General features: G+C 54.2%; 20 protein-coding genes and 1 pseudogene. 9 read left to right on the forward strand and 12 right to left on the reverse strand.

The genetic code is table 11. From position 1 onward, the window contains the following. From A3OI_RS0113470 to A3OI_RS0113485, 4 genes are all read right to left on the reverse strand, one after another. Positions 1 to 320: helix-turn-helix domain-containing protein (locus A3OI_RS0113470; protein WP_018404786.1), on the reverse strand; the 320-nt coding region annotated here is incomplete at its 3' end. Beyond that, on the reverse strand, positions 317 to 574 hold the full coding sequence (locus tag A3OI_RS0113475) for a type II toxin-antitoxin system RelE family toxin (protein ID WP_018404787.1): 258 nt from the start codon (positions 572 to 574) through the stop codon (positions 317 to 319). The genes A3OI_RS0113475 and A3OI_RS0113470, both read right to left, overlap by 4 nt. Before the next feature lie 240 nt (positions 575 to 814). After that, positions 815 to 2,296 carry an O-antigen ligase family protein gene (locus tag A3OI_RS0113480; protein ID WP_177313711.1) on the reverse strand — a complete coding sequence of 494 codons (1,482 nt, stop codon included), beginning with the start codon at positions 2,294 to 2,296 and terminating at the stop codon, positions 815 to 817. A gap of 208 nt (positions 2,297 to 2,504) precedes the next feature. Then, positions 2,505 to 2,921 (reverse strand): pilin, encoded by a 417-nt coding sequence (locus tag A3OI_RS0113485; RefSeq protein ID WP_040475087.1) that lies wholly within the window; start codon positions 2,919 to 2,921, stop codon positions 2,505 to 2,507. 320 nt (positions 2,922 to 3,241) lie between these two features. Here A3OI_RS0113485 and pilB point away from each other — a divergent pair, with 320 nt between their 5' ends. The 8 genes from pilB to A3OI_RS0113525 all read left to right on the forward strand — a co-directional run bounded on the left by pilB (position 3,242) and on the right by A3OI_RS0113525 (position 10,929). Further along, positions 3,242 to 4,957 (forward strand): type IV-A pilus assembly ATPase PilB, encoded by a 1,716-nt coding sequence (gene pilB, locus A3OI_RS0113490; RefSeq protein ID WP_018404790.1) that lies wholly within the window; start codon positions 3,242 to 3,244, stop codon positions 4,955 to 4,957. Positions 4,958 to 4,959: 2 nt separating this feature from the next. Continuing rightward, positions 4,960 to 6,180, forward strand: coding sequence for a type II secretion system F family protein (locus tag A3OI_RS0113495; RefSeq protein WP_018404791.1), 1,221 nt, complete (start codon positions 4,960 to 4,962; stop codon positions 6,178 to 6,180). Between the two features lie 3 nt (positions 6,181 to 6,183). Then, positions 6,184 to 7,059, forward strand: coding sequence for a prepilin peptidase (locus tag A3OI_RS0113500; protein WP_018404792.1), 876 nt, complete (start codon positions 6,184 to 6,186; stop codon positions 7,057 to 7,059). A gap of 69 nt (positions 7,060 to 7,128) precedes the next feature. Continuing rightward, positions 7,129 to 7,737: a dephospho-CoA kinase gene (gene coaE, locus A3OI_RS0113505; RefSeq protein WP_018404793.1), complete on the forward strand. Its 609-nt coding sequence runs from the start codon at positions 7,129 to 7,131 to the stop codon at positions 7,735 to 7,737. Further along, the gene (locus A3OI_RS0113510; RefSeq protein ID WP_018404794.1) at positions 7,709 to 8,818 is read left to right on the forward strand and encodes a hypothetical protein; all 1,110 of its coding nucleotides are present in this window, start codon (positions 7,709 to 7,711) and stop codon (positions 8,816 to 8,818) included. Before coaE ends, A3OI_RS0113510 begins: the two co-directional genes overlap by 29 nt. 73 nt (positions 8,819 to 8,891) lie before the next feature. Beyond that, a complete protein-coding gene (gene yacG / locus A3OI_RS0113515) occupies positions 8,892 to 9,089 on the forward strand; it encodes a DNA gyrase inhibitor YacG (protein ID WP_018404795.1) in 198 nt (65 codons plus the stop codon). 211 nt (positions 9,090 to 9,300) lie between these two features. Further along, positions 9,301 to 9,861, forward strand: a complete 561-nt coding sequence (locus tag A3OI_RS0113520) for a YfaZ family outer membrane protein (protein WP_018404796.1) — start codon at positions 9,301 to 9,303, stop codon at positions 9,859 to 9,861. Between the two features lie 138 nt (positions 9,862 to 9,999). After that, on the forward strand, positions 10,000 to 10,929 hold the full coding sequence (locus tag A3OI_RS0113525) for a glucosaminidase domain-containing protein (protein ID WP_018404797.1): 930 nt from the start codon (positions 10,000 to 10,002) through the stop codon (positions 10,927 to 10,929). Positions 10,930 to 10,958: 29 nt separating this feature from the next. Here A3OI_RS0113525 and A3OI_RS0113530 read toward each other — a convergent pair whose 3' ends face one another. The 7 genes and pseudogenes from A3OI_RS0113530 to A3OI_RS21210 all read right to left on the reverse strand — a co-directional run bounded on the left by A3OI_RS0113530 (position 10,959) and on the right by A3OI_RS21210 (position 19,587). Next, on the reverse strand, positions 10,959 to 13,784 hold the full coding sequence (locus A3OI_RS0113530) for a LuxR C-terminal-related transcriptional regulator (protein WP_018404798.1): 2,826 nt from the start codon (positions 13,782 to 13,784) through the stop codon (positions 10,959 to 10,961). Positions 13,785 to 13,933: 149 nt separating this feature from the next. Further along, complete coding sequence (locus A3OI_RS0113535) at positions 13,934 to 15,295, reverse strand: DUF1329 domain-containing protein (RefSeq protein ID WP_018404799.1); 1,362 nt, start codon at positions 15,293 to 15,295, stop codon at positions 13,934 to 13,936. 33 nt (positions 15,296 to 15,328) lie between these two features. Next, complete coding sequence (locus A3OI_RS0113540; RefSeq protein WP_018404800.1) at positions 15,329 to 17,167, reverse strand: DUF1302 domain-containing protein; 1,839 nt, start codon at positions 17,165 to 17,167, stop codon at positions 15,329 to 15,331. Positions 17,168 to 17,348: 181 nt separating this feature from the next. Further along, positions 17,349 to 17,510: pseudogene (locus A3OI_RS22825) on the reverse strand (succinylglutamate desuccinylase); the annotation flags it as partial. Between the two features lie 100 nt (positions 17,511 to 17,610). Next, positions 17,611 to 18,795, reverse strand: a complete 1,185-nt coding sequence (locus tag A3OI_RS0113550) for an RNA-guided endonuclease InsQ/TnpB family protein (protein WP_018404802.1) — start codon at positions 18,793 to 18,795, stop codon at positions 17,611 to 17,613. A gap of 49 nt (positions 18,796 to 18,844) precedes the next feature. Next, positions 18,845 to 19,015: a hypothetical protein gene (locus A3OI_RS22830; protein ID WP_155903134.1), complete on the reverse strand. Its 171-nt coding sequence runs from the start codon at positions 19,013 to 19,015 to the stop codon at positions 18,845 to 18,847. Positions 19,016 to 19,197: 182 nt separating this feature from the next. Beyond that, positions 19,198 to 19,587, reverse strand: coding sequence for a hypothetical protein (locus A3OI_RS21210; RefSeq protein ID WP_018404804.1), 390 nt, complete (start codon positions 19,585 to 19,587; stop codon positions 19,198 to 19,200). A 166-nt stretch (positions 19,588 to 19,753) separates the two neighbouring features. Between A3OI_RS21210 and phrB the strand changes: the two genes are divergently transcribed. Further along, the gene (gene phrB, locus A3OI_RS0113565) at positions 19,754 to 21,208 is read left to right on the forward strand and encodes a deoxyribodipyrimidine photo-lyase (protein ID WP_018404805.1); all 1,455 of its coding nucleotides are present in this window, start codon (positions 19,754 to 19,756) and stop codon (positions 21,206 to 21,208) included. 133 nt (positions 21,209 to 21,341) lie between these two features. Here phrB and A3OI_RS0113570 read toward each other — a convergent pair whose 3' ends face one another. Further along, complete coding sequence (locus A3OI_RS0113570; RefSeq protein ID WP_018404806.1) at positions 21,342 to 22,091, reverse strand: molybdopterin-synthase adenylyltransferase MoeB; 750 nt, start codon at positions 22,089 to 22,091, stop codon at positions 21,342 to 21,344. Positions 22,092 to 22,130: the final 39 nt, after the last annotated feature.

Genomic DNA, 22,130 nt, shown 5'->3' on the forward strand with positions numbered 1-22,130 from the left:
TTAGCCGAGCCAGACTTACTGCCCGATTCAATCTGACTGATATAAGACTTGCCGACGCCAGCAGTAGTCCCTAAAACTTCTTGGGTAAGCTGGCGATACTCCCGCCAGATTTTCAGCGGATGATCGTTACCAGCCATCAAGCGGTTAACTGTCTCGACGGGTATGGCTTCNTCTTCCCCGCTGGCGAGCTCAAGCGTNGCTTTTTTGGCATCCGCGAGATCCCGTACGTCTTCCGCCAGCTCTACGAGCTTCAAATACTCATCATAGGGCAGCACGGCATACTCTGGTTTTCCTTCACGCTCAATAATTTGCGCACTCATTTGTAAACATCCCCTCTCGAACCAAGCTTCAACACTAAAACCATCAACTCGCCCTGTTCAATACTGCAAATTGCTCGGTAGCTACCCTGCCTCAGCCTCCAATACGGTTCGCCTTTCATGAGCTTCCAGTCACCCCGATAGGCGTAAGGGTTTTGCGCCATAGTTTCCAGTTCGTGCAACAGCTTTTGNGCCTGCGGCTTGGGCATCTTCCGAATCGCTTTGAGGGCTGATTTTTTGTAAGTCAGTTTGTACATAAACAAAGTTTACTTAAAAAGTTTACCAACAGCAAACACTAGGAGGTANTTTGAGAATGATCCGCGAGCCAAGCTGTGGGTTAAGCTGTGCCCGTCCATGATCCGAAGCCCATGGTCAANCCTGTTGCGGGCCTTCTTTGTAACCATGTGATCAATCGAGATATTCGTTGTGCCTGTCCATGATCAGATTTTTGTCCATAGTCAGATTTATGCCTGTCCAGTCCATAGTCAGATTTAAAATTAAGGCATTTGTGACTCGTGACGTGGAAAGTTTCCATGAAGCCAAAATCTTGGCAATGTACCCATCGGCACGTTTTCATAGTAAAAGACCTCATCAACAATCATCGCAGAGTGGTAAGCCCTAACCTCTTTTAACCAGGTCAGGCACAGCAGACCCCCAGCCAAAGCTACTGCTAACGCGACTATCGTTCGTTTTGTTGTCGGTTTATTCGTTGAAGTTACGCTGTCATCGCTGATCAGCGCCCAGAACACTGAAAGCACCAGAAAACCAATCAACATAGAACCAGGCGCCATTAAAACGGCCGAAACTCCAGCGTGTAATAATGCGGCTGACACCGAAGCAGTGAAAGCGGCTAACGGCAGAGCTTTCGTATCATCGTGCACCAACTCATTTCGGCGCCTCCAGAACAGACGCACTGCCTGCGCCGCCAAAACTAAAAGCCCGACCATCAACAACCATCCATATTCCGCCGCCCACATTAAGTACATGTTGTGTGGATGGCCGAATTTTGGCGATTTCCGATAACCTTCTGTGATTATTTCATGGGTCAGCCAAGACTGAGGCCCCAACCCGAGTGGAAACTCAATAAGGCTCATGCGCCAAGCTTCAATGAACAATGGCATGCGCCCAGACGTGTCTGATTTCAGTGTGCGCATACTCACTTCATCTAACAGCACAGACGGAATTAGCACCGAAAGTAAAAACCAGGCAATGACGCCATAAACCAGATATTTAAAAAACACTTTCAACCAAGGTACAGCTGGCCGTCCAATCAACACCGCTGCTAAAAAGACACCAAACGCAACGCCCAACATGGTTCCGCGTGAAGATGAAAGGAAAACAATCCACCACCAGAGTGCCGCACCTATCGCGACGGATAAACGCCACAACCTTTGCTTTTGAAGAGGCCCCACCAACACCGCAAGGGGCAGCAACGGCAGCAGCCAAGTTGCTATATGGCCCCAGTAACGGATACTTACAAATCCCCACGGAATGTATGTTGATAAATTCGCCACGCTATCCGACATTGCAAAAAGATAAACTGTGAAGGTAGACGCACCGTAAAACGCTGACGTAATAGCAGCTACGCCAACCAGAATGGTTAACCAGCGCTCTTTTTGCACCCACTGCCTCGGCAAACGGCCAGCCAGCACAAATCCCAGAAAAAATAACGCATACATACCAGGCTCCACCCAGGCGAATGCAATCTTGCAAAATGGCAACGACAACAAAATAAATCCGACAGACAACATTGCAGCGGGAAAAATATCTACTAACCACCGAAAGCCATCACGATAGATTAAAAACCCTAATGAAAAGACAACAAAAAACCCCAAAAATCCTAAAATAAAAAACCGCTGAGCCGCATAACTGCCTACCTGCATCGGAATAAAATCAGCAAATAGAACTAGCAAGAAGAACGCAACAGTCAGTAAACAGAGAGCCAAACTACAAGCTTTTTGCATCGCTCCCTCATTCATAATGCTTTTCTCGTAGTAAATAAAAAAGACTATGTCGTTCCTGCCCAAAATCATTTCACAGGAATGAATCAAATCGGCTTTTAGCAATCAGGTTTAAACACAAAAAAAATAAAAAAGCCCGGGGAAGAACCCTCGGGCTTTCAATAACTAGCTCATTCGAAACTGTGAATGTCCAAAATTATTTTTCTTAAACTAATTAACCAATCGATTAACTTGCACCACACTTCGAGACGTACTGCTGATCAATGTCTGTTGTGCAAGTCCATTGGCCCGATGTACCGTCGTACGAGTATGAAACTAATCCGGCATTCAAGTTAGGACTGGCCCCTGAAAATGTATAAATTAAATCATACGAGGTAGTCCCATCGGCGACATTGCCCCCAGAAACGGTGCCATATTCCCCGGCCGTTTGTAGACCTAGATCAGCGAAGGTAATCCCGCTTCCGGAATCAATTTTCTCTTGCACAGACACCCGCGCACCACCAAGCAAGGTATGCGCCTCAGAAAACTGCGAGCGAGCAATGTAATTTTGGTACTGCGGAATAGCAATCGCCGCCAAAATACCAATAATAGCCACAACAATCATCAGTTCAATCAGTGTAAAACCCTGCTGACCATGCTTCATTTGCATATTTCTCATAAGAACGCCTCTATCGTTATCGTTTGAAAATCTTTCACCTTACCCGACATCAAGCAGCGCCCGTGCCAATTGTTTAATTTTCATAAATATCACAATAAATCAATGCACTACCACCTTTCGCGAACTAGCCCCCATTCACCAAAGAACAAAAAACCCACCACCCCACGTCAAAACCTGACAATTTTTGTCATTCACAACCCACATACCCCCAGCCCATCACAAGCTTTCCAAACCGCCCCCACCCATCTAAACTCAAGCCTCGCAATTACTCGCACCCCAACCGTCAGGCTGCAGCGCCCTAATCTATGACAGCAAACACAAGCAACATCACCTTAACGGGCCTGGCACGGCGCTTTGTAAGCGACGGCCTGCTGGATGAACTTACGGCCAAAGACGCCTTTTTTCAGGCTTCTCAGACTCGTATTCCGCTGATCACCTATCTGACCCAACACAAGTTGGCAGACAGTTCCGCGTTGGCGTTTTCAGCAGCTATGGAATTTGGCATTTCCGTGCTGGACCTGGATGCATTTTTGCCGGAAATGATGCCCTACAAGCTGGTGGACGAAAAGCTGCTGCGCAAGCACAACGCCCTGCCCCTGTATAAACGTGGCAACCGGCTGTTTATTGCAGTGAGTGACCCCACCAACGTTCAGGCTCTGAATGAAATCAAGTTCAACACCGGCTTAAGCACCGATGCGATTCTGGTGGACGACGCCAAGCTGCGGGCGGCTATTGAAAAGCATCTGGCGTCTAACGAAAGCTCCATGGGCGACTTGGCCGATTCAGACCTTGAAGGTATCGAAACAGAAGGCGCGGATGGAAACGAGGACGACAGCGCCGTTGTTGTTGCAGAAATAGACGATGCGCCCATTGTAAAGTATGTGAACAAAATGCTGCTGGACGCGATTCGCGGGGGCTCTTCAGACGTTCACTTTGAACCCTACGAGAAAACCTACCGTGTACGCTTTCGCACTGACGGCATTTTGAAAGAAATGTCGCGACCGTCTATAAAGCTGGCACCGAAAATATCCGCGCGAATAAAAATCATGGCGCAGCTGGATATTTCCGAGCGGCGTCTGCCGCAAGACGGCCGCATGAAAATGAGGCTGTCCAAAACCAAGTCCATCGACTTTCGGGTGAACACCCTGCCCACCTTGTGGGGCGAAAAAATTGTACTGCGTATTCTGGACCCCAGCCAGGCTAAGCTGGGCATTGATGCCCTTGGGTATGAGGAAGACCAGAAAAAGCTGTATATGGACGCCCTGGCGCAACCACAGGGCATGATTTTGGTCACGGGCCCCACCGGTTCCGGTAAAACCGTATCGCTGTATACCGGCCTGAATATTCTGAACACCGACGAGCGCAATATTTCCACCGCGGAAGACCCAGCGGAAATTAACCTGGAAGGCGTGAATCAGGTAAACGTGAACAACAAAGTAGGGCTTGGCTTTGCCGAAGCGCTACGGGCGTTTTTGCGGCAAGACCCCGACGTCATCATGGTGGGCGAGATTCGGGATCTGGAAACCGCCAACATTGCCATCAAAGCGGCGCAAACCGGTCACCTTGTGTTATCCACCCTGCACACCAATAGCGCTGCGGAAACCTTAACCCGTATGACGAACATGGGCGTGCCGGCGTTTAACATTGCCACGTCTGTCAGCCTGATTATTGCCCAGCGCCTGGGCCGGCGACTTTGCAGCTGCAAACAGGCTGGAGACATCCCGAAAGACGTGCTTTTAGCCGAAGGGTTCTCAACTGAACAAATTGACACAGGGTTCACGTTGCACCACCCGAAGGGCTGTGATAAATGCACTAATGGGTATAAAGGCCGCGTTGGCATTTACGAGGTGGTGAAAGTGACCGAGCAGCTGGCCAACATGATTATGGAAGAGGCCAGTTCTATCAAGATTGCAAAAGCAGCTCAGGCCGAAGGCTTCCGAACCCTGCGCCAATCCGCCCTGTTAAAAGTGATTGAGGGTGTAACCAGCCTTGAAGAAGCCAACCGCGTGACCAAGGATTAAGCATGGCTCAAAAAGCGAACAAACTGGAATCCTACGTCTGGGAAGGCAAAGATCGTCGGGGCAACAAAGCCAAGGGTGAAATGTCTGGCGTAAGCCTGGCTTTGGCCAAGGCCCAGTTGCGCAAGCAGGGCATAATTCCAGACAAGGTGAAAAAGAAATCCAAGCCTTTGTTCGGTGGCAGCAAAAAAATCACACCCTTTGACATTGCCATGCTCACCCGCCAGCTGGCCACCATGATGAAAGCCGGTGTACCCCTGGTGCAAAGCTTTGACATTGTATCGGACGGCTTGGAAAACAAAGGCTTACAAGAACTGGTGATGTCGGTTCGGAACGACATTGCGTCTGGCACCAGTTTCGCCGGCGCTCTGCGCAAACACCCCCGCCAATTTGACGACCTTTACTGTAACCTGGTGGATTCCGGCGAAAAAGCCGGTGCGCTCGAGAAGATGCTCGACCGTATCGCCACCTATATGGAAAAAACAGAAATTCTGAAGAAAAAAGTCAAAAAGGCAATGACGTACCCCATCGCCGTTGTGGTGGTTGCGATCGTGGTAACGGCCATTTTGCTGGTAAAAGTAGTGCCGCAGTTTGAATCGCTGTTTAACGGGTTTGGTGCGGAACTACCGGTGTTCACCCAGATGGTGGTGCGCCTGTCAGAATGGATGCAAACCTGGTGGTTCGTGGTGATGCTGGGCATTGTCGGCACCATTGTTTTATTCAAAGAGTCAAAACGGCGGTCACAGAAGTTTTCAGACATTGTCGACAAATATGTGCTGAAAGTGCCGGTTATGGGAGAAATTCTGGACAAATCCGCCGTCGCGAAGTTTGGCCGGGTGCTTTCAACCACCTTCGCAGCTGGTGTGCCCCTTGTGGACGCCCTTGAATCCGTGGCGGGCGCTACCGGCAACGCGGTTTATCGCGATGCGATTATGCGCATTCGTAGTGATGTTTCCAGCGGTACCCAGCTCCAAGCCTCTATGCGCGCGCAGAACGTGTTTCCGGTGATGGCGGTTCAGCTGACGGCGATTGGCGAGGAATCCGGTAACCTGGACGAAATGCTGGAAAAAGTCGCCGAGCACTACGAGGCCGTAGTGGATGACATGGTAGACAACCTGACTGCGCTGATGGAGCCGATGATTATGTCGGTATTGGGTGTTCTGGTGGGTGGTTTGATCATCGCCATGTACCTGCCAATTTTCCAAATGGGCCAGGTTGTTGGGTAATTCATGGTCGATTTAAGCATTTTTCTGGACACACCCTGGTTGCTGTACAGCACGGTTGCCTTCGTGTCTTTGTGCATTGGCAGTTTTCTGAACGTGGTTATTTTTCGCCTGCCGGTGATGATGCAGCAGGAGTGGCGCTGCCAGTGTGAAGAGCTTTTGGAAGTGCCGGATGCCAGGCGGGAACCGGCGAAGGTGCTGAATCTGTCAAAGCCGGCCTCTACCTGCCCCCACTGCGGCCACGGCATTCGCGCCTGGCAGAATGTTCCGGTTATCAGCTACCTGTTACTGAAAGGCAAATGCGCCCGTTGCAGCGAACCGATTTCAGTGCGCTACCCGATTATTGAGCTGGTAACAGCGGCGTTCTCGGTGCTTACCGTGTACCTGCTGGGGCCAACACCTGCGGCGCTTTGGGCGTTATTGCTGGTGTGGGCGCTGGTAGCGCTGACGATGATTGATTTTGATACTCAACTGCTGCCAGACTCCATCACCCTGCCCTTGCTGTGGTTAGGGCTGATTGTGAATTACTTCGGCCAGCTGGTGCCTTTTAACGAAGCATTCTGGGGCGCCGTTGTCGGTTACCTGGCGCTTTGGTCGGTGTACTGGCTGTTCAAGCTGGTGACCGGCAAGGAAGGCATGGGCTACGGCGATTTCAAGCTGCTGGCAGCGCTGGGCGCCTGGCTGGGTTGGACGTTATTGCCGGCGGTTATTCTGTTGTCCTCTGTTGTGGGCGCAGCCGTTGGTATAGCCTTGATGGTGTTCAAACAGCAAGGCCGAGAGGTGCCCATTCCCTTCGGGCCTTATTTGGCCACGGCTGGCTTGCTGTGTTTGTGGTTTGGTGATGAAATTGTGGGTGTATGGTTCGGTTTTCTTGGTGTATAAACTTGATGCATAAGCTTGATTTATAAGCTTGGCTACATAGCCTTGGTTTCATAAGGAGTAGGCGCGCGTATGGCACCCAAAATTGTGGGGCTGACCGGTGGTATTGGATCAGGAAAATCAATGGTTGCCAGCCTCTTTGGCGCCTTTGGCGTGCATTGGGTAGACGCAGACGATGTCGCCCGTCAGGTGGTAGAGCCTGGCACCCGGGCGCTGGAACTGATTGCCCAGCATTTTGGCCACGACATTTTGACGTCTGGTGGCGCTCTGAATCGCGCAGCCTTGCGCAAGCTGGTGTTTGATGACGCCGACGAGCGAAGGTGGTTAGAAGAATTGATACACCCGATTATTCACACAGAACTGGAGCGCCAGCTAAAGCCCGACGACTACAACTTGCCTTACGTGTTGCTGGTGTCGCCGCTGTTATTTGAAACGATTCAGCACACCATGACCGAGCGGGTGATTGTGATAGACAGCCCGGAAAGCGTGCAAATACAGCGCACCATGGCCCGAGACAACAACCCGCGAGACCAGGTTAAACGCATTATTGCCGCCCAGATTCCGCGCCAGCAGCGGCTTGATAAGGCCGACCTGATTATTGATAACGGCGGCACCAAAGACAACGTGCGCCAACAGGTGCGAGACGCCCACAATGCGCTGCTGGTGGAATTTGGCCATTAACCGGCGCCAGGTATTTGGCGCCAGTTTCCTTACTATTGCTGCAGTGCTTACAGCGCCCTCAGCCTATGCGCTGGAACCTTCAATACAATTCCACCAGCGATCTATTCCCCAGCACCTTGCCCCGCAGGCGTTACCCAGCAACTTTTACGACTTCGCCCCAGAAGATTATTGGGCCGAGCCGGAAGACTCTTATTGGATGACCTTCAGTAACTGGGTGCTGTTGCAGGAGCGCACTCAGGGTGAGCGTGTGGGACAGCTGGGGCAGTGGGCAGACAGAACCCTGTCCGGCGAAAGTCACAGCCTGCCGCTGAACGAAAGTTATTTGCGCCTAAGCTTTGCCACCGAAACCCGCGCCGGCACAGTGTTGAATTTTGAGCCAGAGGCGCGCTTTCGGGTGGATATACCCACCGCACGCAAAAAGCTGAGACTGGTCATTGAAAGCGAAAGCGAAGAGCTGATTCCGCTGGCAGAGCGGCAGCGCGACCGTCAGCTTACGGAACCGGAACGCTCTTCAACCGGTACCGCGGGCGCTCTCCGGTTTTTGGGCCAATTGGGTGACTCGATTAATTTCTCCAATGATTTTGGCGCGCGCCTGCACTTGCCCCCCGATGCTTTCTGGCGCGCCACCGTGCGCAAGAACTGGCGGCCATCTGGAGACTGGGGCTTGCTGGCTCAACAGCGTTTTTATTATTACCATCAAAACGGCTGGGGCTCGCGCAGCTGGTTTGAGGCGCGGCACGATTTAGGTAAGGGCTGGGAGTTTATAAACTCGTCTGAGCTTGAGTGGGTGCACAGCGACAGGGAGTTTGTGGCAGCCCAGGTGTTCAGTGTGCGCAAACGGTTGAATAACCGTGCGGTGCTTACGCCCCGTATTGGCGTGCTGGGTGAAAGCCAGCCCGGCTGGCGTACCACCGAAGCCTTTGCCGACGTGACCTGGCGCTATCGTATGTACAGCGACTGGTTGTTCGGAGAGGTTATTCCGGCGATGCAATTTGCGCGGGACAATTCGTTTAAAGACGACAGCTCGCTGATTTTGCGGCTGGAGATGTATTTTTCTGGCAACATTGTTCGGCGTAACTGACACTTATGCCCCGCCATAACGCCAAAGACGCCACTGAAGCCCTTACACTCACGCCCATTGCCTATAGGTTGCCATGAACGTTGAATGCCCCACCTGCCGTAAAACCGTGGAATGGACCGATGCCAATCCGGAGCGCCCATTCTGCTCGCACCGCTGCAAGTTGATTGACCTGGGCGCCTGGGCCAATGAGGAATACCGGGTACCGGCACAGAATGTAAGCTCGGAAGATCTGGACCAACTGGACCAGTTGGAAGACGACACCCAGCACTGAGCGCACTGTTTGTAGCCGTTTTCAAACCATCTGAAAAAAACAGTGTGGATTGTGCTGACCGTTCATACCCAGCTGTTACGGACTTTTAAGTTGTGGGTTACCGGCGCGCGCTTTACCATCATATGCATTACCGTTGTACACGGAGCCTTCCGCCATTGCCGGCAGCTTCCACGCTCGTTCATGAACCGTTCATTACCAATAAGGTAGCATTATGAAAGCCTCACAAATTTCACTGATGGCCCTGTCACTTGCTATGGGCGCAGCACCTGCGCTGGCCAGCGACGTTGACCTGAGCTTGACCACAGATTCCGCAAAGGCACAGATGAACTTCTTTGACAGCCGCGACGACATGCAGTTGGGCGCCGGTTATACCTACCACGAAGGCAGCCGCCATATCGGTAACGTGGACTTTCACGCCCAAGGCCGCACGGCCCTTGGTAATCTGCCGACCACAGCAGGCCTTGGTATGCGCTTGATCGGCTGGGATGATGACCGGGTTGACGGCGGCGCTTTGGCGCTGGGCGGCTATGCAACTGTGAACATTCCCGATGTACCGGGCCTGTCAGTCACTGGCGGCCTGCACTACGCACCCAGCATTCTGGCGTTTGGCGATTCCGATGACATGACCAGCCTTGAAGCCCGCGTTAGTTACCGTGTGATTCGTAACGCAGAGTTGTTTGCCGGTTACCGCTACCTGAACACAGATTTGGATGGCAGCAAAGATCTGAACCTGGACGAAGGCCTTATGGCCGGTATGAAATTGTACTTCTGATCAATTTGCTGCCGAACCTGAAAAAATCCCCGGCCCGCGCACTGCGGCCCGGGGATTTTTGTGTATTGGCCGCGCTGCTGGTATTTTAATCACCTAACCACAATAACCAATCAGGTTATTACCGAGCCCAGAGGTGATATGTCAGTTAACACAGGCGCACCTTCCTCCGCTGCCAAGAAGCGTCATGCTCTGGCGTTCGCTCTATTACTCCTTGCCGGTGCTTTATTTGGCGCATTTTATAAACCGTCACCTGGTGCGTTCAGCAGCCGTGACGATGCCGGCGAAGAGTTTCAGTTTGCCACGCTACCGGCGCTACCCAGCTGGGCCAATGCGCCCTTGCCAGATTTTTCTGGCTACGCAGATACTGACGAAAAAAAAGCGGCTTTTTTTGAATTTCTGTTCCCGCGCATTGTGCTGGCCAACAGCCGCATTTTATTGGAACGCAAGTACCTGGACGCTTTAGCTGCAAAATCCGAGCTTACCGGCAAAGAAAAACAATGGCTGAAAGACGAAGCCAAGCGCCTGCGGGTAGATCTCGCGCTGGCGGGCAAGGCCCAGATTGCCAAGCTGAAAAGGCGCCTGGACGTAATACCGCCGTCGCTGATTATGGCCCAGGCGGCTAACGAGTCCGCTTGGGGCACGTCGCGTTTTGCGGTGGAAGGGAACAATCTTTTCGGCCAATGGTGCTTCTCGGCTGGCTGCGGCCTGGTTCCGCTTAGCCGGGTATCGGGCGCCAGCCACGAGGTAGCGACGTTCTCTTCTCCCTATCGTTCGGTACTGGCCTATATCCAGAACCTGAACCGCCACCCTGCTTATCAAACATTACGGGATATTCGCCTGACTGATCGCAAACAACAGGAACCGCTGTCTGGCAAGGGGCTGGCCGCGGGGTTGGAGCTTTACTCCGAGCGCGGGGAAGAATACATAGGCGAGATAACGGCAATGATTCGCCATAACAACCTGACCGTTTACGATCAGGCGTTTGCCGAGATCTTGCAAGATCAAAACCCGGCTCATCTGCAACAACTGGCCAGCGCGCGCGATATAGACGAGCTGCTGCCGCGCTAGAAGCGTCTATTATCTCGAAGCATAGCGAGTTAGAGCACGCCCAGTTCGCGGGCTCGAACAATGGCCTGGGTACGGGATTTTACACCCAGTTTGGCGTTTATGCGGCGGGCGTGAGTTTTGACGGTGTGCAGTGAAATGTGCAGTTTGTCTGCGACTTCCTGATTCGACAGGCCGCGGGCAATACACTCCAATACGCCTTTTTCCCGTTCGCTGATTGGCTCGGCCAGGGGCGCAACCGTGCTTGTCGCGGCCTTGATGCCGAACAGTTTTGCCAGGGCGTCGGTGAAAACATCGGCTGGGAGCTGGTCAAACGTTTGCCGTAGCAGCGGCTCAAGTTCTTGTTTTAGCTCGTTAAACGGGCTGATGAAATGCTCTTTGGCCGCCAACTCAACAATACTGACCAGGCGTTTGACGGCTTGGGCAGGACTTTTTTCCCGGGCAAGCAGCGCGGCGTCTAACAGGCTCATGTGCATGTCTACGCCCATGGGAATAGCATCGCGATAGCCAGCACGCAGGCCATTCAGCCGGGTTCTGGCCGCGCCATATTCCCCGCGGGCCATGGCAATGCGCACTTGCAGGCAATCCATCAGCCCCGGCATGGTGGGGAAGAGTTCCGGTGAATAGCCAGCCTGGCGATAAGGCAATATTTTGGCCAGCGCCTGGGCCGCTCTGTCTGGCTGGCGCTGTGCCAGCCAGCACGATGCTTTCAATGCTTCCAGTACCGGCACGTAAAGGTCGCCGTCGACCTGCCACGACTGCATGGTGCGTTCGGCGCGGGCAATCCAGGCAAAGGCTTCGTCAAAATGGCCCTGGCTGCGGCAGATAAATACCCGCAAACACATGGCCATTAACAAGCCCAGATCCCGGGTTTGTTCGGCTTGCCGGGTGCACACGGCCAAAACCCGGTCTACATCCTGATATCTACCCTGGTGCCATAACACCAGCGCGAGATTCAGCTGTAGCCGGATTTCCCCTACCCGCGCCGGCCGCGCCAGTTCTTGCATGGCCGTATCCAGACTGCTGCGCAGCAGGTGTTCGGTATGGCGAAGTTCGCCTTTGCTCAGTTCGATGCGGGCATGGGCGTAAACCGCCAGGGCTTCGGAGCCAGTATCGCCAGCCTGTCGCGCCAGGCGTGCGGCTTCGCGGCTGGCCTGCCGGGCATCGGCGAAACGGCCGAGGGCACACAAGGCGCTGGATCGCACCAGTTGGGTAACCAGCTGGCCCTGAACGGATAACTCCGGATCTTCGAGGGCAGCTTCGGCCAGCACAAGGGCCGGCTCTACCTGGCCCTGGCCGCGAGCAATAAACGCCTGTAAGGCCTGAATTCGCCCAAGTGGAATATCGTGTGTTTCCACCTCGCCCAGATGTTCAACCAGCTCGGTTGCCTGGCGACATTGCCCGCCAATGGCGTGTACCCAGCCAAAAACCAACCGCAGCCGCGGATTGGCGGCCAGCACCGTTGCCGGCAAGCTACGCCGCAGGCGTAACAGCGATGCGGTGTCTTGCCCCAGCAGCAGAGCTTCAGAGCCTTCCGCTGCCATGCGCCGAATCTGCGCCACGTCTGCGGACAACAGAGCGTATTTCAAGCCTTCGGAGTACTGCCGGCGCTGGGCGAACCACTCACTCACCCGCAACATGCGCTGAGCACTGCCGTTCAACGCCAGCGTTTGCAACCAGTCCAGCAACAGTGGATTCAGCCGATACCAGCGGCCACGGCCGGCCATAAGCTTTGCCGGCAAACCGCGCTCGACCGCCTCTGAAGGTACTATTTGTGAGAGTGTTGTCGGTGTAGGCGTTATCTGCGAGAGCACTGTTTGTGGAGGTGCTAAGGCTAATTCAGTCGTGGTATCCGCCAGCGCAGCGAATAAATCGTCAGAAAACACGTCAAGCTCGGCCAGCGCGCGCAGCGCCAACAGCTGCGCCTTTGTGTAACGGCCCAATACGGCGTCTGCCAGAAAACGCTGAACGCTTGCGGTGTCTTGCAGGGCTTTGCGCTCGCGATCACTGCGCAACTCACCGCGGTAAAGCCCCAGGGGCGTTGGCCAGCCTTCGGTGAGGCTGTAAAGATGGTCTACCGCAACGGTGGTCAACTGCTGTTGCTGAAGTTCACCGGCAAAAAACTCAAACACTTCGCTGCGGCTGAATTCAAGTTTATCCGGGCCAAGGCTGGTGAAACGGTTTTGGAGTTCCAGAGAATGGGTACTGATAGCCAGCGGGCCGCGGGATATGCCCAGCAAGCGCAGTTGCGCTGGCAGGTTATCCACCAGTTGTTGCAACAAGGCCAAGGCCGCCGGATTGTTGATTGCATCCAGATTGTCTAGCACCAGCACTCGAGGCAGAAGGCTGGCCGAGTCGGGCCGTTCTGTGGCCGCCAGCAACCACTGCAAACCGTCGGCAAATGCTCCGCTGTGTGCAGGTTCAGGCTGATTCAGCGCTACCGCTAGAAGCATTAAAAAACGCTCGGGGGCGTTATCTTGAGCGTTCAGGGTTAACCAGCGAATATGAGCGGGGCAGAAATCAGACGCCAACAACGCCTGCGTAGCGGCGGCCGATTTGCCATAGCCGCAAGGGCCGTGAATGTTCAGCAATCCGGCGGGCACCACGTTGGCCATCAGCGCCTGATTTAACTCTGGCCGAACCAGCAAACCTTGCAGATGTTTTTCATCAAATGGCCGTTTTACCCGCTGCTGCAGGAGCTCACGTACCCGCTCGCCACGCTGAAGCGCGCTGTTAGCGGTCTGGAATTCGTCGTTTGCTGCTTTACCCTGTTCAACTTGTTTCACGCACTGCCCCGTCGATACCGGCGCGTGGCGAACAAAAGCCCTGCGCTGACCGGCAAATTCCAATAGTGGCATTATAATCGACGGCTTAGCGGCCGCGATTAAGGTACAGCGCAGATTAGCATAAAAAAGGCGGGCACCAAGGCCCGCCTTTTTATTTCAGGTACTTTCTATTTAAAAAGTACTTTCTACAAGATGCTTCCTACAATCGACTTTTTTAAGAACTAGCGCACACCAGACCTGCGCAGCGCGGCCGGAGTGTAGTCACGGGACTGCCGTTGAATACCGAACTCGTACGGGTTGGCTTCTTCGTTCGTCAGGCCCAACACCAGATAGCGGCCAGAAAGCAGATCGTAGATGGTTTCAACGGCGTACCAGGGCACATCGCGATCGTAGAACTGAACGGCGTGGGCTTCTGACACCCTCCACAGCTCGCCGCGGCCGTCATACTGGTCAATCACCGCTGCCTGCCAGGAATCTTCGTCAAAGTAGATGTCACGCCTGGCATAGATGTGGCGCTCGCCTTCCTTCAAAGTAGCGCGCACATGCCATACCCGGTGCAGTTCATAACGGGCCAGTTCCTGGTTGATGTGGCCAGGCCGCACGATATCGGTGTACTTGATATCACGATCGAGCAGCTTGTAGGAATTGTACGGAATGTACATTTCTTTCTTGCCCACCAGCTCCCAGTTGTAGCGGTCTGGGGCGCCGTTCATCATGTCCAGGTTATCAGAGGTACGCATGCCGTCGGACGCCGTGCCCGGGCCGTCATACGCTACCTGAGGCGCACGGCGAACACGACGCTGGCCGGCGTTGTAAATCCACGCACGGCGGGGTTCGGCGATCTGGTCGATGGTTTCGTGCACCAGCAGCACGTTACCTGCCAGCCGAGCCGGCCCTACGATGGCCTGCTTAAAGTAAAACAGCACGTTGGGATCGGGGTTCTGATTGGCGTCTTCCAGGAAGGTGCGGTAGGTCAACTCTTCCTGAAACCGCACTACGCTGAAATCGCCGCTTTCTGTGGGTGTTACCTGGCCAATGTTACGCAGCACCGAGCCGCCGCGGTAACGGGTGATGTGGTTCCAGTAAACTTCCAGGCCACTTTGTGGCATCGGGAAAGGCGTGCCGGCCTGGTAATTTTCCAGCCCGGAACCGCCTTCTTTCAATTTCACCGTGGTGGCATTGGCGCGGGTTTGCTCCTGCACGGCTTGCGGGTACGCCATGGTACGGCGGGTTTGATACACCGGAATCACAAAGTTGTCGTACTTTTCGATCATCGCCACCTGGCCCGGTGACAAATTATCGCGGTACTGATCCACGTTGCTGCGATCGATGGTGAATTCTGGCGTATCTGACGGGAACGGATTGACATAAATGCCATCGTTCTTGTAGCCGGCCGGCGGGGTGGTCAAGCCACCCTCAAAGGCCGGAATAGCGCCGCCATTGCCAGCTTGCTCTGCGCCCATCAGGGTCAGCGTATCGCCCAGCTTGGCGGCCTCGCTGCCTGACACCGCGGCAAAGGCGTTCATGCTGAACAGCGATGCCGCAAGAATTCCGGTGGTCAGTAATTTTTTGTTCAATTTCATAGTTATCACCTCGCTAAACGAATGAGAGACGGATTAGAACGAGTAGGAAACGCTCGCGCTGATGAAATCGCGGTCTCTGGAGTCGTTATAGGGTTTGCCACCGAAGTAGTTGGTATAGCTGATATCAGCACTGACCTTGTTCTGATACACCGCCTCTAAGCCCAAGCCAATCGATTTGTTGCCTTCGTTAAACGCGCCACCGGGCTGCGGGGCGTAGCCTTTGACATCGTGACTCCAGGCCAAACGCGGGAACAGGTTCACGCCAGAGAATGCGTTCAGGTAATCCCATACCAAGCGGGTGCGATAGCCCCAGGAGAAGTCGGTGGTGAAGCCTTCGTTTTCGCAGTAGGCGGTGTTGAGGTTTGCCGGCGGCTGCGAGCCTGCACCTACATTAAATGATGTGCCGCAAATATCCTGTCCGCCCAGAGCCGCAACCTCCGTTGGTCCAATACCAAAAGCGCCCGATCGGCCATAACGCGCCTCATCGTAACCCGGCAGTCCATGAACGTATGTTGCACCCACTTCGTTAATCAGCGAAAGGCGATTGGCGCCCATGACCTGGTCAAAGAATTTAATCAGAGTGAACTGAGCCTGGGACACGTCATAACGATCGAAGCCTGGAGCAGTCAAACCCGCAATAGAATCGGTGCTGGACAAACCCAATCTTTCGCGGGTTCTCTGTTCCAGCAGGCTGACTCCAGACTCGTTTCCTGCAAGGAGCAGCTCAAACGCGTTCCACTGTAACGGCAAGTCTTTGCGGAAGCTGTACTCGGCACCAAGTGACCAACCGCCCGGTATTGTAGTGTTGATACTGATGCCGTAAAGGTCAATATTTTCAGGATATTCAATAAAAACGGTTGGCGTAGTTCCTACCCCCCCAGTTCTCACGATACCGCTAACGTAGGGCAAACGACTGTTGTACTTGATGTAATAGAGACCAATTTCAGAATCGTTTAAAGCAGGCACATACCAACGCAAGGCCACACCGAACTGGTCTTTGCTGTCGGCTTCGCGATCCCCAACCCTTTGTGAAACGAACTGTGGAAAAGTTGCGTTGGTTTCTTGAGGGAGTTGGCCGGCAAGATAAACAGGCCCACAACCATCAGCCACGAAATCCACTGTGGAGAAGAATGTGCCGCAATCATCGGTGCGCACTTTTTCCCAGTCAGTCTGAACAAAGCCTTCTATGGTCACGTTTTCGGTAATACCCGCAGAGAGATAAAACATCTCTACCGGTAGCAGAGCGTCTTTCAGTTCGGCGCCTGGGGCGCGAAAAGCGTTTACGTCGATAGGGTTAATGGTGTTAATGCCACCCTGAATGAAGGTGCTTTCACCCCAGCTGACCACCTGGTTGCCGTAGCGTGCACTTACTGGAACATTACCAAAGTACCAGTCGGTAAAAATAAAGGCATCCAGAATTTCACCGCCGGAGGCGTTGTCTCTTCCATCCGAGCTTAGTGGCGCGAACTGACGATTTTCATCCTTCAGTTCGAAGTCATACCAATAGCGGCCACGAACCAGCGCACCCACTCGGGTGAGCACACTGCTGTCGACATCGTAACTGAGGAAGAGCTCGCTGTTGCCTTTGACAAGTTTGGAAACCGTATCGCCCTTGTCGAAGTTCAGGTTGCCGTCGTCGTAGTTGGTCGAAGAGGCTGTACCTCCGTTACCAAGGCCCACCAGGCCTTTGTCACGGTTCTCGGTACGCCAGGTAGCACCTGCAGACAATGTGGTATTGAGCTGGGCTTCTACGCCGCCCAATTTCTCGGAATCGAAGGAATAAGCTGAGGCATAACCGGAAAAGCCGGCCGCGATGGCAATCGCCAGCGGCAGTCGCTTCCAGATACGCGGCGCGTGTTGGTTTTTTATCATTGGGAGACTACTCCGTTTATTATTGTGTTCTTGCTGTGATAGAACTATCAGGATCACACTATACCAACGCCCTCTCCTGTTCTTATCAGTCAAAAGTATGATTTTCACGTTCATCCCCACTGCTTAGGCGTGGGCTTGCTTAATCTGACTATAGTCAACCCGCCCGCAATGGGCGACATTATTATTTTTGCAGTTCATCCCAGGGGTGAACCGGCAATACCGCTTCGCTGACTTCCGATTCCATGCTGTCGCGGAAATAGTCCATGGCTTTTTCTGCTTCGCCGAGCTCGTCGAACCGCGCATTCCGATAAATCGCCTCGCCTTCGTTCACCAGCGGCAGGTTAAACCGATGTTTGACATCCTCCCCTCCCTTCGCTGATTACTCAGGAAGAGGATTCCCAAAAGAGGGTGCTACCTGATCACTCGGATAGTCGGTTCCTGCTTCATCGAGCGGCTAACGCCGACTCTCCACAGGCTAGAACGCGATGTCCTCGCGCTTTGATATTTATTGCACCTACCAGATCGGCGTTCTCCGAAAACCCGCATTCGACGCACTCAAACCGAGCTTGCGTCTTCCGGTTGTCGGCGCTTATATGCTGACAGACTGGGCACGTTTGACTGGTGTAATGCGCTGGCACGGCCAGCACTTCACCGCCCCGGAACGCCTGCTTGTAGGTCAGTTGTCGCCGGAATTCGTGCCAGCCCTGATCCAGTATCGACCGGTTTAGGCCGGATTTTGCGGCAACATTGGTGCCCGGATTTTCCGTGGTGCCTTTGGCCGAACGAGACATATTGCTGACCTTCAAATCCTCAATCACGATCATTGCGTGGTTTTTGCTGATCGTGGTCGAGGTTTTGTGAAGATAGTCTCTCCGGACGCTGGCGATGCGGGTGTGAATCCGGTTTATGCGGGCCTTCTGTTTTTGCCAGTTGGCCGAGAATTTCACCTTTTTAGCCAAGGCGCGTTGCGCTCTGGTCAGCCGGTGCTGATGTGCTTTGAACGAACTAGCCGGCTCCTTCACCGTTCCATCGGACAGGGTAAAGAACCGAGTAACGCCCAGATCTAAACCCACCATCGAGCGAGATGAGTGCTTGGGCTGATCGATCTGGCGTTCGGTCTGGAAGCTGATAAACCAGTGACCGCCGTCAAACCCGATTGTGCAGTTTTTAACGGTGCCAAGGATGTCACGAGACTTGCAGAATGTGATCCAACCTAGCCCGGACGGTAGCTTTACCCGCCGACCTTCCAGCTTGCAGTATTTGTGAAAATTCACGAATCGGATGCTGTCGCGAGAGCGGCCCTTCTTCTTAAATCGCGGGCGCCGTGCGTTACCGATTTTCTTGAAATACCGTTGCCAAGCGGTATCCAGGTCTTTGAGTTTCTGTTGCAGGTTGTCGGTGTACGCTTCTTTCAACCACTCAGTTTCCGAGTCTTTTTTCCAGTCCGTCACCCATTTCGCCATCGACTCGTAGCGAGGCACGTACTGGCCTTCCGTTTGAGCCGCTTCATTGCACAACGCCAGTGCCTGATTCCACACGAACCGCGCATGACCACAAAGAACCCGCAAGCGGGCGCTCTGAGCGTCATTGGTGTCGAGTCGATATTTAAAGCCTTGGCGAACAATCATAATCACAGATTACCACGGACTGTACATCCATACAGCGTTGTTGGCAAAATTAATACAAACACGGCGCCGCATTCACCCCACACCTAGCTCGGAGTGGGTACCCTGCGGCAAACTGGATGGCTACCGGCGACTGGCCAAACAGAAACAGCGAACTGAACCATTGGCCCCAGGCAATGCCATCAATCACGCTGGCAGCCATGTGTTTTAATTGTTCTAACACGGTACGTTTTCTCCTGGCCTGTACCACTCAAATAGAAGGCCGATCAAATAAAAGGTCAATTAAATGGAAGGTCAGCCACATAAAAGGTCAACCGAAAATCCGGTCCAGAGTGCGCACAAAGCGCCCGCGGCTGACGTGTTCCCGGGCCGGGCCCAGGGGTTCGCAGGGGCGAATTGAGGATATTAACCGGGGTAACGGCACAGCGGCTGGTAAGGCCGAATAACCGTTGGGCGGTCCGCCATGGCGGGAACGTAGGTCACCATTTCGGCATCGCTGTTACGGATGAAACGCTGCACCGGGATGTCTGACGATGGCAGTGAGTGGCCGGTGACCAGCTTCCAGTCTTTAGGCACCTGCTGCTGTTCTGCCTGCTGGGAGCGAATTTGCCATTCCATGTCCAGCAAGGTCACCCAGATTTGCGAGTGGCCCAGGCTATGGTGTTGGGTTTCGCCAGATTTCAGGGTGTACGGGCTGGCCCACAGGCCGTCATCGCTGCTGGATTTCCAGCGCTGGTCAGCGGCTAGAGAATGCTGTGGAGAATGCTGTAAAGAGCACTCTGCGGGCTGTTTCATACGCAGGTTATCTTCCTGTTTTGTCAGTCGCCATGTTGCGCTCACTATAATCCAATACCACAATAGCAGCGAATAGATAAGCGCGTGATTTTATTGGCTGTGCGCAGTGTAATTACCCGTATGGTTAGCTCTGCACAACCCCTTTAGCCAACACTCAGGAGACACCATGACTCAGCTGGTCTGGTTCCGTAACGACCTCAGAGCCGCCGACAATCCGGCCCTGGCCGCCGCCTGCCAGAGCGCTGCGCAATCATCCGGCGAGCCGGTTGAAGCCTGCTTTATAGTCACAACGGGGCAGTGGCTCAGCCACGACTGGTCGGCGGCCAAGGTGCGCCTGATGCTAGACCACGCCGATGCGCTGGCACAGGAACTGGCCAAACTGGGCATTGCCCTGAGTTTTTTGCGCGCCGCAGACTTTGAGCAGTCGCTGGGTACGCTGGAAGCGTTTTGCCGCAAGCACAAGATTAGCCAGGTTCATTTTAACGAAGAATACGGCGTGAACGAGCGCCGCCGCGATAAAGCGCTGAAGCCACGGCTGGACACGCTTGGCATTAAAGTCAGCAAGTACCGTGACCAGGCTGCCGTGCCGGTAGGCGAAGTGTTGACCCAACAAAGTGAGCCTTATTCGGTGTTCACGCCGTTTTCCCGGCGCTGGCGCAGCTGGCAGGAAGAACAGCAACCGGCTTTGTTAGCGGTGCCGAAGAAAGTGGGCGAAGCGATAACAGGCACCGACGTTAAAAACAGCAGCAGCGTGATTCTGAAGAAAGAGGTGGATGCGCTGTTTGGCGAGGCACCGCCGGCGTTAGTGACCACAGGGGAGAACGCCGCCCACGATGCCCTACAGGATTTTTTGCAGGAGCGGGCGGGTGATTACAAGAAAGACCGCGACTTTCCTGCAATTGATGGCACCAGCAAATTGTCGCCCTACCTGGCCATAGGTGCGCTTTCTGGGCGCCAGTGTGTGCAGGCGGCGTGGCAACTGAAACAGTCAATTGCCAGCAAAGCCGACGCCGAGGAAGGGTTTTTTACCTGGGTGACCGAGTTGGCCTGGCGTGATTTTTATATTCACATTCTTTACCACTGCCCGCGAGTGAGCATGCACCGGGCGTTCAAGCCCGAAACCGAAGCCCTACACTGGAACACGGCCGACGAGCATTTCGAAGCCTGGAAAAATGGTCGAACAGGCATACCGATGATAGACGCCGCCATGCGCCAACTCAACGCCACCGGCTGGATGCACAACCGTCTGCGGATGGTGGCGGCGATGTTTCTGACCAAAAATCTGTTTATTGACTGGCGCCGGGGCGAGGCCTATTTCATGTCAAAACTGGCGGACGGCTACCTGCCATCCAACAACGGCGGCTGGCAGTGGAGTGCGTCTACCGGCACCGATGCGTCGCCCTACTTCCGAGTTTTTAACCCCATGACCCAGGGCGAACGCTTTGATGCAGACGGCGAGTTTATTCGCCACTGGGTGCCGGAACTGGCGAAGCTGGACAGCAAGCGGGTTCATAATCCGGGTAAAGGCGGGGTGATACCTGGGGGGTATCCCAGGCCGATTGTGGATTTGAAGGAGAGTCGGAAAGAGGCGATAGCGCGGTTTCAGGCGTTGCGGGACTGAATGGCCGGGAGAAAGCGGGGACGGATTTGAGAGAAAGCGGGGACGGAGAGAAAGCGGGGACGAGAGCGGGGACGGATTTGAAATCCGTCCCCTATCTTCACCGCCAACCGGGGACAGACTTGAAGTCTGTCCCCTATCTGTTGCTGCACACCGGGCAAGCGGGATCTTTGGCCAGCTTTATTTCGCGCCATTCCATGCGCCAGGCGTCGACAATCAGCAGGCGGCCGACCAAGGTTTTGCCCACGCCGCTGATGACTTTTATCGCTTCCATCGCCTGGGCAGCGCCAATCATACCTACCAGCGGGGCGATTACGCCGGCTTCGGAGCAGGTCAGGTCTTCATTTCCTTGTTCAGGATACAGGCAGTGGTAGCACGGCGATTGCGGCTGGCGGCTGTCGTACACGCTAATCTGACCTTCGCCACGAATGGCCGCACCAGACACCAGCGGTACGCCGGCTTTCACGCAGGCTCGGTTCAGGGCAAAGCGGGTGTTGAAGTTGTCACAGCAATCCAGCACCAGGCTTGCTTGTGCCACAGGCGCGTCAAAATCTTCATCCGCCAGCCGCTGGCGAATCACGTCTACCGTTATTAACGGGTTTATACCGCGAATGCGATCGGCCAGCCGCTCGGCTTTGGATTCACCCATCTGGGCAGTTTCAAAGGCGATTTGGCGTTGCAAGTTGGCTACTTCGATATGGTCGTCGTCTACCAGGGTCAGGTGCCCTACCCCGGCTGCGCCTAGGTAAAGCGCTACGGGGCAACCCAGGCCGCCGGAGCCCACTATGAATACGCGCGCGGATTTCAGCGCCTGCTGGCCGGCAATATCGAAATTCGGCATTAAAATCTGGCGACTGTAACGTAACAGCTCGTCGTCACTTAGCATGGTGGGCTCCGTTGGCAGATCGGGGACAGATCGGGGACA

Source organism: Marinobacter gelidimuriae (genome assembly GCF_000372805.1).
Taxonomy (GTDB): Bacteria; Pseudomonadota; Gammaproteobacteria; order Pseudomonadales; family Oleiphilaceae; genus Marinobacter; species Marinobacter gelidimuriae.

What these genes read in the sequence shown, in the direction of transcription:
- phrB (WP_018404805.1), top strand. Translation starts at nt 19,754, where the DNA reads ATGACTCAGCTGGTCTGGTTCCGTAACGACCTCAGAGCCGCCGACAAT.
- A3OI_RS0113480 (WP_177313711.1), bottom strand. Translation starts at nt 2,296, where the DNA reads ATGAATGAGGGAGCGATGCAAAAAGCTTGTAGTTTGGCTCTCTGTTTA.
- A3OI_RS0113570 (WP_018404806.1), bottom strand. Translation starts at nt 22,091, where the DNA reads ATGCTAAGTGACGACGAGCTGTTACGTTACAGTCGCCAGATTTTAATG.
- A3OI_RS0113510 (WP_018404794.1), top strand. Translation starts at nt 7,709, where the DNA reads ATGCGCTGCTGGTGGAATTTGGCCATTAACCGGCGCCAGGTATTTGGC.
- yacG (WP_018404795.1), top strand. Translation starts at nt 8,892, where the DNA reads ATGAACGTTGAATGCCCCACCTGCCGTAAAACCGTGGAATGGACCGAT.
- A3OI_RS21210 (WP_018404804.1), bottom strand. Translation starts at nt 19,587, where the DNA reads ATGAAACAGCCCGCAGAGTGCTCTTTACAGCATTCTCCACAGCATTCT.
- A3OI_RS0113540 (WP_018404800.1), bottom strand. Translation starts at nt 17,167, where the DNA reads ATGATAAAAAACCAACACGCGCCGCGTATCTGGAAGCGACTGCCGCTG.
- coaE (WP_018404793.1), top strand. Translation starts at nt 7,129, where the DNA reads ATGGCACCCAAAATTGTGGGGCTGACCGGTGGTATTGGATCAGGAAAA.
- A3OI_RS0113495 (WP_018404791.1), top strand. Translation starts at nt 4,960, where the DNA reads ATGGCTCAAAAAGCGAACAAACTGGAATCCTACGTCTGGGAAGGCAAA.
- A3OI_RS0113530 (WP_018404798.1), bottom strand. Translation starts at nt 13,784, where the DNA reads ATGCCACTATTGGAATTTGCCGGTCAGCGCAGGGCTTTTGTTCGCCAC.
- A3OI_RS0113500 (WP_018404792.1), top strand. Translation starts at nt 6,184, where the DNA reads ATGGTCGATTTAAGCATTTTTCTGGACACACCCTGGTTGCTGTACAGC.
- A3OI_RS0113535 (WP_018404799.1), bottom strand. Translation starts at nt 15,295, where the DNA reads ATGAAATTGAACAAAAAATTACTGACCACCGGAATTCTTGCGGCATCG.
- A3OI_RS0113485 (WP_040475087.1), bottom strand. Translation starts at nt 2,921, where the DNA reads ATGAAGCATGGTCAGCAGGGTTTTACACTGATTGAACTGATGATTGTT.
- A3OI_RS0113550 (WP_018404802.1), bottom strand. Translation starts at nt 18,795, where the DNA reads ATGATTGTTCGCCAAGGCTTTAAATATCGACTCGACACCAATGACGCT.
- A3OI_RS0113520 (WP_018404796.1), top strand. Translation starts at nt 9,301, where the DNA reads ATGAAAGCCTCACAAATTTCACTGATGGCCCTGTCACTTGCTATGGGC.
- A3OI_RS0113525 (WP_018404797.1), top strand. Translation starts at nt 10,000, where the DNA reads ATGTCAGTTAACACAGGCGCACCTTCCTCCGCTGCCAAGAAGCGTCAT.
- pilB (WP_018404790.1), top strand. Translation starts at nt 3,242, where the DNA reads ATGACAGCAAACACAAGCAACATCACCTTAACGGGCCTGGCACGGCGC.